Source organism: Ferrimonas gelatinilytica, assembly GCF_039544205.1.
In the GTDB taxonomy this organism is placed as follows: Bacteria; Pseudomonadota; Gammaproteobacteria; order Enterobacterales; family Shewanellaceae; genus Ferrimonas; species Ferrimonas gelatinilytica.
In genome coordinates this window covers 28,620-40,457 of record NZ_BAABLF010000010.1, presented here as the reverse complement: position 1 = coordinate 40,457, position 11,838 = coordinate 28,620, and the positions used below count along the sequence as shown (strand labels likewise).

The following is an 11,838-nucleotide window of genomic DNA, read 5'->3' as shown; positions in this document are numbered from 1 at the left end:
GCAGACCGCAGGCTTCCCCTGGATCCGCCACGACGAAGTTCAGACCGCAGGCTTCCCCTGGATCCGCCACGACGAAGTTCAGACCGCAGGCTTCCCCTGGATCCGTCATAACAACGTCCACACCGCTTAATCACTCGACATCAGGAGAATTCGCTATGTTAAAGCTTTTTAAGTCCCTGATCGGGCGCCATGAGAAAAGAAGCAAGATCGTTGCTCCCGCAAACCTGAACAATCTCGAAACCATCAGTGCCAGCGCTTGGTGGCAATAACCAGCCTTCGGCCAGAAAAGCTTCCAACTTTAAAACAGAAAGGGCTCCTGTAAAGGAGCCCTTTTCGCATCTTTAGCCCAACTCAAACCCTGACGTGGTATTGGCCGATACAGATGGCCAATCGACCTGACACCCCGCTTACCTCAAAAGGAGGGACGGGAAATTGGCATCACCTGCGATTGCAATCGGTACCCCGTCAAATAATTGACCAAATATTGAACGCCGCACCTCCTCGCTCAAGCTCGAAGATGGCTTGGGCTAAACCGCTCCGTCAGTCCACGTAGGAAACGCATGATCCCATTACATCGCTTCAACAGCCACGCAGAGCGACTGTCGCAAGTGCCGGAAAATTTTAGTGTGGCCTATTAAATGAAGCGGTAAAAAAGGAGCTCGTCAGAGCTCCTTTTCTTGACCAAGGTATCCTTAGCTGTAGAAGCGGTCACCACTCTCAGCCATGCGAACCAGTCGCTGCGATGGCTCGAAACGGTCTCCATAACGCTCCTGGCAGGTGCGTAACTTATCCAGCAGTTCTGCCGCACCGATCCGGTCGATATAGCGGAACGGGCCGCCGAGAAACGGCGGGAACCCTATGCCGAAGATGGCACCAATGTCGCCATCCCTTGGCGAAGCGATGATCCCCTCGTCCAGGCAACGCACCGCCTCGTTTAACATCTGGATCAGGCAACGTTCTGCCAGTTCCTCGCCGCTGAGGCGAGCCTCAGGAGTGACCCCCAGTACCTTGTAAACACTCTCATCTACCGGCTTCGGCCCTCTCTTTTTACCGTCATGCCGGTAAAATCCACGGCCATTCTTCTTGCCCTTGCGGTCATCTGCCAGCAGGGTATCGAAGGCTTCCGGTGCCTTGAAGCGCGCACCGAGCTCCCGTTCAAGAATCGGCGCAATCTTCGCTCCCACATCGATCCCCACCTCGTCCAGCAGGGTCATCGGGCCCACCGGGAAGCCAAACTTCACCAGCGCCCTATCCAGAGCTTCGATAGGCTCACCGGAAACCACAAGGTTGGCCGCTTCGTTCATGTAGAGCGCCAAGATGCGATTGACATAAAAACCGGCCCCATCCTTAACCACGATGGGCGTCTTGCCCTGTTTACGGGCGAAGGCCACCGTGGTGGCGATGGTTTGGGGCGAGGTGCCCTCGTGTGCAATCACCTCGACCAGTGGCATCTGCTCCACCGGCGAGAAGTAGTGCAGTCCAATCACGTTCTCCGGGCGAGTGGCTACCGCGGCGATCTGCCCGATAGGCAGGGAGGAGGTGTTGGATGCGAAGATGGTATCCGGCCCACAATGCGCTTCGACGTCCTTGATCATCTGGTGCTTAAGATCCAGATCCTCGAACACCGCTTCCACTACCATGTCGACATCCTTGATCCCCTGGTAACGGGTAGTGGTCGACAGCAGACTCATCGCTTTGTCCGCCTGGCCCGGGGTCATCTGGCGCTTCTTGACCCGTTTCTGCACCTGTTTGTAACTGTATGCCAGAGCGTTCTGTAGTCCGGTTTCGGCGATATCCTTGATACGAACCGGCACCTTAGCTTTAAGCGCCGTCACCGATGCGATTCCGCCGCCCATCAAGCCGCCGCCGAGCACCATCACCTTGTTGACTTCGGCCGGCTTGGCCCCCTCGGCGCCGCTCTCTTTCTTCATCTGGGTGGTCGCGAAGAAAAGGGAGCGTAACGCTTCCGACTCAGGCGTCATCACCAATTCGGCAAAGAAGCGCGCTTCCGCCTCGAAACCCGCAACCCGGCCCTGCTCCCGACCCACCTTGACCGCCTCGATGATCTTCGGCGGCGCCGGATAGTTGCCCTGGGTTTTCTTCTCAACCTGCTTGGCAGCTTGGTCGTAGATCAGTTTCCGTCCCAGCGGGGTCAGCTCCAACGCACGCTCGGTGGCAGAGAGCTTGGGCTTGATCTTGCCGCGCTTGCCTTTGGCCGCCCAAATCTTGGCCACCTTCAGCAGCACGGAGTGCGGTACCACCTCATCCACCAATCCCATCCGACCGGCCTGCTTGGGCCGCAGTTGGCGACCGGTAAGCATCATATCCAGCGCTTTGGCAACTCCAACGACTCGCGGCAGCCGCTGCGTACCACCACCACCGGGCAGCAATCCAAGTTGAACCTCCGGCAAGCCGATCAGCGTTTTGGTACTGTCGCTCACGACTCGGTAATCGCACGCCAGCGCGACCTCCAGACCGCCGCCCAAACAGGGACCATGGATCGCTGCCACCACGGGAACTGGCAGCGCTGACAGGGCGTCCAGGGTCTGATGGCCCGCCAGCGAAAGCCGCGCCACCTCCTCTTCCGTGGTACAGCGATCCAGCATGCCGATATCGGCGCCGGCGATGAAGGAGTCCGCTTTTCCGGAAGTCAGGACCACACCGCGGACAGCACTGTCATCGCGGATCTCGTCCAGCACGGTTTTCACTTCCTCGTTGAAGCTGTCCCGCAACGTGTTCATGCTTTCGCCAGGCACATCCATGGTGATCACCGCGATCCCATCGGCGTCCTTTTGCCAGCTAAAGGTCTTCCCGCTCATCACTCCACCTCCAGGATCATTGCCGCACCCAAGCCACCGGCCGCACAGGCGGTGGTTAAGCCAACCCCTCCCCCGCGCCGTTTCAACTCACGGCACATCTGGGTGATCATCCGACCCCCGGTGGCCGCGAAGGGGTGGCCATACGCCAGCGAACTGCCCATCACGTTAAACTTGTCCATGTCGATCTCACCGATCGCCTCGCTTCGACCCAGCTTCTGCTGGGCAAACTCGCGGCTGGCAAACATCTTCACGTTGGCCAGCGTTTGCGCCGCGAACGCCTCATGCATCTCGATCAGGTCCAGATCCGCCAGCGTCATACCGGCCCGGTCCAGCGCTTTGGGCGTCGCATAACTGGGCCCCATCAGCATGTCCTCCCAGACATCGATGGCACTGAAGGCGTAGCTGCGCAGGTAACCGATGGGGTCGTACCCCATCGCCTTGGCCCGGGACTCCGGCATCAGCAGCAGGGCCGAGGCACCGTCGGTCAATGGCGTCGCGTTGGCGGCGGTGACACTGCCGTACTTGCGATCGAACACCGGCTTCAGCGTGGCCAACTTCTCCGCTTCGATCTGCGCGCGAATGTTGTTGTCCCGCTCGATATACCCTTTATAGGGAGGGACATGGCAGGTCATCACCTCGTCATTGAGCAGGCCATCCTCCCAACTCTGGTGGGCGCGGCGATGGGATCGTACCGCCAGGGCATCCTGGTCGGCTCGAGGGATATCGTGGGTCTTCGCCATCTGCTCGGCAGTTTGTCCCATGGAGAGATTGGTGGAGTATTCCGCGACCGCCGGCGGCACCGGCAGCAGGTCTTTGGGCCGCAGGCGCTTTAAGATCCCCAGGCGTTGCCCCAGCGAGCGCGCCTTGGAGAGATCCACCAGGGCACGACTCAAACGGTCACTGACCCCGATGGGCAGAACCGAACTGGAATCGGCGCCCCCGGCGATGCCGATCTCGATCTGCCCCGCCATGATGGACTCCGCCACATTGACCGTGCTCTGAAAGGAGGTCGCACAGGCACGGGTAACCGAATAGGCATCGGTGTGTACCGACATCCCGGTACCCAGTACGATCTCCCGGGCGATGTTGGGGGCCTTTGGCATCTGGATCACCTGGCCATAGACCACCTGATCCACCAGTTTCGGATCCAACTCACTGCGAGCCAGCAGCTCACTGACCACCATCTTCCCCATCTCCAACGCGGAGATACCGTGGAAAGCCGTAGCCTGGCGTGCAAAGGGGGTTCGCAGGCCCGCTACTATAGCGATCCTGTCACCCGACGAGGTCGTCAAAGGCTGTCGCTTCGTCATGAAATACCCTCATTCCGTTGAGAAAAATGTGACCCGTTCGAGGTCAGACCAGTACAATGTGACCCAATACTAACTTTTGCTGTCATAGTGTCAAACACCCGTGTGACTTATCCCGTTACAGGGTGTTCATATTTGTAAGCCACGAAGTGCCCTGAAGTTTTCTCAGTCCATGGGAAGACCCAGGCCAAGAGATGGCACCCTGGATAGCTTTGCAAGATGGAACCCCCATGCGACCCGACAAAAACCTCAGCCGCCGCCCCCTCTCACTCTGGATAGCCCTGCTTTATGTTCCTCTGGGATTGCAGATGCTGTTTTGGATGATGGGGTTTCACTACGTGGATTTCAGCCTGCCTCAGAGCCTCACGGCGATCCCCGCCACGCTGGGACGCTACTACATCAGCGTCACCCAACTGCTGTACCCGGTGGTGTTTGCCTATGGGCTCTTCTACAGCCTGCACCTGAACCGTCAGGGCGCTCCGGCATCCCGGGTGATGCTGGCTTCTCTCCTGCCGCTTGCATGCGCATCCCCCTACTTGCTCAGCATACAGATAATGCAGTATTTTCAATGATCTTCATACCGGAACACGCCAACCAATCTGGGCCATCAGCGCCCACGAAGTGGTAGCGTCGACCGCGTCCGTGAACCCGAGAATGCGTTAAGAGAGTGACCATGCAACTGCAACGTCTCACCCCCATACAAACCTACCTGCAGCAGATGGTGCTGGGGCAGCCCAACCTGGTGGAAGGGCTGCTCATTGCGCTGATCGCCGACGGCCACCTGCTGGTGGAGGGGCCACCCGGGCTCGCCAAGACCCGGGCTGTGAAAGCCCTGTCCGATTGTATCGACGGTGACTTTCATCGGATCCAGTTCACCCCGGACCTGCTCCCGGCGGATCTCACCGGCACCGACATTTTCCGCCAGGAGACCGGTCAGTTCGAGTTTCAAAAAGGCCCCCTGTTCCATAACCTGGTCCTGGCGGATGAGATCAACCGGGCGCCGGCCAAGGTACAGTCTGCGCTGCTCGAAGCGATGGCGGAGGGGCAGATCACCGTGGGTAAGCGCAGCTACCCCCTGCCCCGCCTGTTTCTGGTGATGGCCACCCAGAACCCCATCGAGAACGAAGGCACCTACCCGCTGCCGGAAGCCCAGCTCGACCGCTTCCTCCTGCACCTCTCTTTGGATTACCCCGACAGCGAGACGGAACTGGAGATCCTGGCCCTGTCCCGAAACGAAGCCCAACATGAGACGATCACCCGTCCGGAGGCGCTCACCGAGCAGGAGGTCTTCAGCGCCCGGGATGCGGCCCTAAAACTCTACCTGGCCCCTCAACTGGAGCAGTACATCGTCTCCCTGGTGATGGCCACCCGCCAGCCAGCCCGCTATGACGATACCCTGGCCAGCTGGCTGCAATGGGGCGTCAGTCCCCGTGCCTCGATTGCGCTGGAACGTTGCGCCCGCGCCCGGGCCTTCCTCCAGGGCCGGGACTACGTGGCTCCCGAGGATATCCAGGCGGTCGCGGCCAACGTTCTGCGTCATCGTCTGCTGCTCAGCTACCAGGCAGAGGCAGAGGGCGTCACCAAGGATCAGGTGATCGCCCGGATCCTGCAACTGGTGGCGGTACCCTGATGGTCCAGGCAACACCGGGCCGGTCTGCATCCATTCCCGGGCCCGAGGATCTGCCCCGCCACGGTAACGGCGTTAGCCTGACCCTCAAGGAGTTGCTGGCCCGGGCGGAACACCAGGCGTTGGTGCGCAGTGCCGATGACGGGCGGGCGCGGGCACAGATGGCGGGAGAACGTCTCTCACGGCTCAAAGGACGCGGCATGGAGTTCGCCGAAGTGCGCGCTTACCAGCCTGGGGATGATGTTCGCACCATCGACTGGCGCGTCACCGCCCGCTCCGGTAAGGCCCATACCAAGCTGTTCCGCGACGAGCGGGAACGGCCGGTGCTGCTGTGCGTGGATCTCGGCAGCCGCATGCGCCTAGGCTCCCGACTGCTGTTGCAGTCGGTGCAGGCCGCGCACCTCGCCGCCCTGCTGGGCTGGTATGTTACCGCCCGCGGGGACCGTATCGGCGGCCTGATCTGCCATGAGCAGGGTCACCATGAGCTCAAACCCCGCGCCCGCCGGCTTGGCCTGCTGGCGATGCTTGAGGCCCTGGTGGAGCTGCACACTGCGGACAACCGCCAGGATCCGGCTGCGAACGGCGCAGATTACTGGGCTAAAGCGCTGCTTCGGCTTCAGCGCCTGACTCGCCCAGGCAGCCTGGTGGTGATCATCACCAACCCCCTTGGGCTGGATGCGCCATCGCTGGAGCAGATCAATCGGTTGCGCCGCCACGCCGAGGTGCGGCTCTTCGCCATCGGCGATCCCCTGTTTGACCAGCTGGCGCGAAACCCCGGCCCCCTGCCGGTGCAGCTTCCCCATCATAATCAACCCGGCTGGCTGGACCGGCGAGGCAGCCAGCATCTCGCTCAACGCTGGCAACAGGCACGTCAAAATGCCGCCCAGTTGAGCCAACACCACCACCTTTTTCTCAGTGAACTGACCGCGGCCGAGCCCCTGGAGCGGCAGTGGCAGCAATTGTGGTTATGAATCCGCTCGAACAGTTACACGACATTCAACTACCGGCTCCCGTGAGTCACTGGCCACCGGCCTGGGGCTGGTGGTGCCTGCTGGCACTCATCCTGGTTAGCCTCGGTGCCATCGCTTACGCGCTTTGGCGACGTCATCAATATCGCCGGCCGCTGCGTCAGACCCTGGCCCAGCTCCAGCAACTCGACGCCAACGACCCCACCCTGCCCACCCAGCTTCAGGCGCTGATCAAGCGTTGCGCCCTGGCTTACACCCCCCGGGAGGCAGTGGCCGCGCTGCATGGCGAACAATGGCACCAGTACCTCAACACCCTCTATCCCACCGACTGGCCGGCATTGCTGGGTAATCCCTACCGCCCGCCAGCCTTGTCGACGCACGAGGGCCAGCGCCTGCTGGTGGCAGCGGCCCAGGCTTTGAAGGCCCTGCCAAAACAACACACGGGGGTGCGTCATGCTGAGTCTTGAGTGGCCCTGGTTGCTGCTGGCCCTGCCACTGCCACTGCTCCTTCCGCGGCGCCGTCCCAACCAGGTGGCGGCCCTGCGATTGCCCGGCGCTCTGGCTCAAGCCCTCCCCACCGCCGCCAGCCCGGTACCTCACCGGGGATGGCGGATACTCGCCTGGTTGGCCTGGGGGCTTCTGGTGCTGGCTACGGCACGCCCCTTGTGGCTGGGCGATCCGGTGGCGCTGAAACGAGAGGGGCGGGATCTCATGATTGCGGTGGACCTCTCTGGCTCCATGCAGCTGGAGGATATGACCCTCAATGGCCGCACGGTGGATCGTTTTACCATGGTGGGTCACCTGCTAAGCGACTTCATCCAGCGTCGGGAGGGGGACAGGCTTGGCCTCATCCTGTTTGCCGATAACGCCTACCTGCAGGCCCCCTTGACCTTCGACCGGCGTACCGTGACCCGCTACCTGCGGGAGGCTCAAGTGGGACTGGTTGGCCAGCAGACCGCCATCGGCGACGCCATCGCCCTGGCGGTCAAGCGCTTCGAGCAACTGGAGCAGAGCGCCCGGGTGCTGGTGCTGCTGACCGATGGCGAAAACAACGCCGGCCGCTTCAGCCCGGAGCAGGCGGCGGACCTGGCCCGCCGGGCGGAGGTGACTCTCTACACCATCGGGGTCGGTGCCTCCGAACTTCAGCAACGGGGCCTGTTTGGCAGCCGCACCGTTAACCCGTCCGCGGAGCTGGACCGGGCGGAAAAAACCTTCACCGCCCTGTCCGAGTCCACCGGCGGGCGCTACTTCCGAGCCCGCAGCAGCGCCGAACTGGAAGCGATCTACCAGGAACTCGACGCCCTGGAGCCGATCGCACAGCAGGGTAGCCAGTGGCGCCCCCGCAGCGAACTCTATCCCTGGCCCCTGGGCCTGGCCCTGGTTCTTCTGCTGGCGCTGTTTCTGAGGAGGCAGCATGGCTGATCTGCATCTTATGCGCCCCCTCTGCCTGCTGGCCCTACTGCTGCTGCCGCCATTGGCCTGGTGGCTGCGTCGTCAACGTGCGGGCCAGCAGTTTTGGCAGACCCTGCTGCCTGCCCACCTGCAACCGGCGATGCTCAGTGACGCCGATGCCTCGCGTCCTATCGGAGTCCTGCTGCCGGTGGGCTTGCTGGCCCTGGCGATCCTGGCGCTGGCCGGCCCTTCCTGGGACAAGCAATCGGTACCCCTGTTTCAGCTTCAACAGGGCCGGGTGCTGGTAATGGACATGTCCTACTCCCAGTGGGCCACGGATCTCAAGCCCAACCGCCTCACCCAGGCCCGCTTCCGGGCACTGGATCTGCTCAAGCAGCTCCCCGATGGGGAGCTGGGCCTGGTGGCTTACGCCGGTGACGCCTTTGTCCTGGCGCCACTGACGGAAGACCGCACGACCCTCGCCAACCTGCTGCCCACACTCTCCCCGGAGTTGATGCCGGTGCCCGGCTCCAACCTCCCCAATGCGCTCTACACCGCCGACCAACTGCTAAGGGATGCGGGCTACCAGCAGGGCGACATCATGCTGATCACCGATGGGCTACACCCGGAGCATGCGGATGAGGCGCTGGCGCTGGCGGCGAAACTGCCCTGGCGCCTCAATATCCTTGCCCTGGGCAGTGCCGAGGGCGCGCCGATGGGGCGACCGGATGGCCAGTTGATCCGTAACCGTGCCGATGAGATCGCCCTGGCCACGACGGACTTCGCCCTGCTCGGCAAACTGGCGCGGGCCGGTCAAGGCACCCTGGTGCCCTACCGTTCCGATGGCAGTGACCTCACCCGCTGGATCCAGGCCGCCTCCCCCTCCCTGGAGGCCGAGGGCCGAACCCAGGAGGATCGTCTGCATCAGCAGTGGCAGGACCGCGGCGCTTATCTGTTACTGCTGCTGTTGCTGCCCCTGGCCTGGATGCTGCGCCGCCACGCCCTGTTGGCGCTACTGCCGGTGCTGTGGCTGTCGGGCCTGTCGACGTCACAGGTCGAGGCCTCCCCCTGGTTGACCGACGATCAACAAGGCCAGCGGGCCTTCGAGCGGGGCAACTATGCCGAGGCAGCACAACTGTTTGAGAACCCCGCCTGGCAGGGCGCGGCCCTCTACCGGGATGGCCAGTACGAGCAGGCGCTGACGGCCTTTGAGCAGGGAGGCGATATCGACAGCACCTTCAATGCCGGCAACGCCCTGATGCAACTGGGCCGTTATGACGAGGCGGCAGAGCGCTACCAGAAGGTCCTGGATCAGCAGCCCCAGTATCCCGGTGCCCGGGACAACCTGGACTTGGCGCGGACGCTGATGGAGAACCCACCCCAGCAGCAAAGCCAAAACGACAAAGATGGCGATAGCGATGACAGTTCGGATGGCAGTGGCAGTGATGGCCAGAACGCCGAAGATCCATCGAGCGAAGGCCAGTCTCAGGACCCCCAATCGCCATCGTCGCAGTCCGATCCGGGATCTCAGTCAGGCGATGCTGAAAACGGCCCCGAGGACGCGCAACCGCCCTCCATGCAAGCCGGCGGTGACGCTGAATCCGGGCAAGAGAGGCCCACCCAGCCGCCGGGCTCCGAACCGTCGGACTCGGATCAGAGCCAGGGAGCGAATTCAGATGCCCAGGCTCAAAGCAGCGCCGACCCCAACGCCCCCAGGCCACAGCCAAAAGAAGCCGCAGAGAGCGAAGCCGGAGCCCAGCAGGGGCAAGAGGAAGACCATTCCGAGGGTCAAAACACCGAGGCCCAGGGCACGGGTGCCGACATGAGCGAGCCGGGTCAGGAGGAAGCGGAGCAGGCGGGCGTCGCAGCGGCCGAGACCGGCGACAGCCCCCCCGAGGACCCCGAGCTTACCCGGATGTTGCGGCGGGTGCCGGACGATCCGGCCACCTTGCTGCGCAACAAGATGCAACTGGAATATCAACGCCGCCGTCAGGAAGGCCGCATACATACGGAGCGAACGCAGTGGTGAACCGCGCCCCCCATTTCCCGACTTTTGCCGCTTTTATCGGAGCCGCCCTGGCTCTGTTGAGTCTGCTATTGCCCCCCCAGGCCATGGCGGTCACGACGCTGACCGCCTACGTGGACCAAAATCCCGCCATCATGGGCCAGTCGGTCACCTTGACCATCACCGCCGATGACAGTCTGAAACGGGACGCGCTGGATCTGACACCGCTGGAGCAGAACTTCGTGGTGGGGCGCAGCAGCGTCAGCAGCAGCACCCAGATCATCAACTTCGATATGAAGCAACAAACCACCTGGACGGTGCTGCTGCTTCCCCGTCAGCCGGGGGAGTTTACCCTCCCCTCCCTGGCGATCGAGGGCGTCCAAACCCAGCCGATCACACTGGAGGTGCTGCCCGCCGACCAGGCGGCGGAGCGGGATACCCTGCCCCTGGCGTTCATCGAGACGGAACTGGATCGCAACGAGATCTACCCGGGCCAGCCAGCCCTGCTGACCGCCACCCTGCATGTCGGTGCGGATCTCCAACGCGGGGCACTCACCGCCCCCTCCGCCCCCGGAATCACCCTCAGCCAGTGGGGAGAGGACGAGTCCGGTACCGAGGTGGTTCGAGGCCAGCGCTACCGAACGGTGACCCGACGTTACGTGGTCAGCGCCGCCGAGAGTGGCCCGCTGACGCTGGATCCTATCCAGTTCGAGGGCGACCTGCTGGTGGGCGGCGGCGATCTCATCAACCGGGGTCGCGCCCGCTCCATGGTGGTCGCCAGCGATCCCATCGAGCTGACCGTGCTGCCCCAGCCGGCGGCCTACCAGGGGGAGTGGCTGGTGGCGGACATGGTGGCCCTGAGCGATGATCTGGGCGAGCAAGCCGGCCCCTACGAGGTCGGTCAGCCCATCTCCCGCACCCTACTGCTCACCGCCATGGGCGCGGTTGCCGACGCCTTGCCCGCGCCAAAGGTAACCGCCCCCGAAGGGATGCGTCTCTATCCCGACAAGGTAAAACGGGAGGGGGGTGTGCGCCAGGATCGGCTGATCGCGACTCTACGCCAGAGCGTGGCCCTGGTGGCCAGCCAGCCGGGGCAGTTCACCCTTCCCGAGGTCAGGGTTCCCTGGTGGAACGCCAAACTCAAACGTCAGGAGTGGGCCGTACTGCCGTCGCGAACTGTCGAGGTGATCCCCAGCAGCGGCAGCGCAGCAACGCCTCCCGACTCACCTCAGCCCACCGCTGCACAGCCGCAACACCCCCTCTCTACTGAGGCCGGACACTGGCCGCTGCTGACGGCGCTGATGTTCCTGCTTTGGCTGGTGACCCTGGTCTGGGGCTGGCGTCGCGGACGACCAAAAATCCAGCCTCTTACCGAGAAGGGGCCAAGCGAAGTCGACGACAGCGCGTTACTTCGGGCCTGCGAAAAGCACGACGGAACCACGGTACTCAACCTGCTTCCAATCTGGGCGGAAGCATACCTTGGGCAGCCCGTCACCCTGCCACAATTGAGTCAGCGTCTGCCCGCGCTGGCGGAGCCCATCGCGCAGCTGCAGCGCAGCCGCTTCGCCGTGGCAAAAGCGCCCTGGGATGGCACCGCCCTGGCAAAGGCAATCCGCGCCCTGCCCCCGCCACGGCGCAAACCGGTTTCCGACTTGCCGCCGTTGGATCCCACAACCACACTGACTGAACCAGTCAGTAAGCGGCCATAACCACAAGGTTT

At 62.9% G+C, this 11,838-nt stretch carries 9 protein-coding genes; 7 read left to right on the top strand and 2 right to left on the bottom strand.

Annotated features, from left to right (window positions below):
• Positions 1–692 precede the first annotated feature (692 nt).
• Positions 693–2,819 carry a fatty acid oxidation complex subunit alpha FadJ gene (gene fadJ / locus ABD997_RS09165; protein WP_345316713.1) on the bottom strand — a complete coding sequence of 709 codons (2,127 nt, stop codon included), beginning with the start codon at positions 2,817–2,819 and terminating at the stop codon, positions 693–695.
• Entirely contained in the window at positions 2,819–4,129 is a 1,311-nt protein-coding gene (gene fadI, locus ABD997_RS09160; protein WP_345316712.1) for an acetyl-CoA C-acyltransferase FadI, read from the bottom strand. Before fadI ends, fadJ begins: the two co-directional genes overlap by 1 nt.
• 227 nt (positions 4,130–4,356) lie before the next feature.
• Between fadI and ABD997_RS09155 the strand changes: the two genes are divergently transcribed.
• From ABD997_RS09155 to ABD997_RS09125, 7 genes are all read left to right on the top strand, one after another.
• Complete coding sequence (locus ABD997_RS09155) at positions 4,357–4,698, top strand: hypothetical protein (RefSeq protein ID WP_345316711.1); 342 nt, start codon at positions 4,357–4,359, stop codon at positions 4,696–4,698.
• A gap of 101 nt (positions 4,699–4,799) precedes the next feature.
• On the top strand, positions 4,800–5,756 hold the full coding sequence (locus ABD997_RS09150; RefSeq protein WP_345316710.1) for an AAA family ATPase: 957 nt from the start codon (positions 4,800–4,802) through the stop codon (positions 5,754–5,756).
• A complete protein-coding gene (locus ABD997_RS09145) occupies positions 5,756–6,724 on the top strand; it encodes a DUF58 domain-containing protein (protein ID WP_345316709.1) in 969 nt (322 codons plus the stop codon). Before ABD997_RS09150 ends, ABD997_RS09145 begins: the two co-directional genes overlap by 1 nt.
• Positions 6,721–7,188, top strand: coding sequence for a DUF4381 domain-containing protein (locus tag ABD997_RS09140; protein ID WP_345316708.1), 468 nt, complete (start codon positions 6,721–6,723; stop codon positions 7,186–7,188). The genes ABD997_RS09145 and ABD997_RS09140 overlap by 4 nt, the downstream gene beginning before the upstream one ends.
• Positions 7,175–8,143, top strand: coding sequence for a vWA domain-containing protein (locus tag ABD997_RS09135; RefSeq protein ID WP_345316707.1), 969 nt, complete (start codon positions 7,175–7,177; stop codon positions 8,141–8,143). Before ABD997_RS09140 ends, ABD997_RS09135 begins: the two co-directional genes overlap by 14 nt.
• Positions 8,136–10,142 (top strand): VWA domain-containing protein, encoded by a 2,007-nt coding sequence (locus ABD997_RS09130; protein WP_345316706.1) that lies wholly within the window; start codon positions 8,136–8,138, stop codon positions 10,140–10,142. The genes ABD997_RS09135 and ABD997_RS09130 overlap by 8 nt, the downstream gene beginning before the upstream one ends.
• Positions 10,136–11,827: a BatD family protein gene (locus ABD997_RS09125; RefSeq protein WP_345316705.1), complete on the top strand. Its 1,692-nt coding sequence runs from the start codon at positions 10,136–10,138 to the stop codon at positions 11,825–11,827. The genes ABD997_RS09130 and ABD997_RS09125 overlap by 7 nt, the downstream gene beginning before the upstream one ends.
• Positions 11,828–11,838 lie beyond the last annotated feature (11 nt).